This window comes from Flavobacterium sp. (assembly GCF_003525665.1).
In the GTDB taxonomy this organism is placed as follows: Bacteria; Bacteroidota; Bacteroidia; order Flavobacteriales; family Flavobacteriaceae; genus Flavobacterium.
In genome coordinates this window covers 1-293 of the sequence record NZ_DQDX01000187.1, presented here as the reverse complement: position 1 = coordinate 293, position 293 = coordinate 1, and the positions used below count along the sequence as shown (strand labels likewise).

Below are 293 nucleotides of genomic sequence, written 5' to 3'. Positions count from 1 at the left end.
CAAAAATAACCAACTGAAATGCAGATGATTTTTCCAAATTCAGCCCAAATTCCGGCTCTATCATAAAATTCTTCGGCGGTGTAATCATCTTTTCTTTGGTATTGTGTTTTGAGTTCCCAAAGATGTTTCATTTCATCGTCAAGCGAATTGAAATTTTCTTCTAACGGAACGGTTTCTATGTCAAGAAACAAAATATTATCTAGTCGAATTTTTTCTATCATTTTTTAGATTTTTTACACAAATTTCACGAATTCTCACGAAACTATTAAAACATAATGATTTCACGAAATTGA

At 30.7% G+C, this 293-nt stretch carries 1 pseudogene; it reads right to left on the bottom strand.

The features are described 5' to 3' along the window. Window positions 1-221, bottom strand: a pseudogene (locus DIU01_RS13200) (3'-5' exonuclease); the annotation flags it as partial. Window positions 222-293 lie beyond the last annotated feature (72 nt).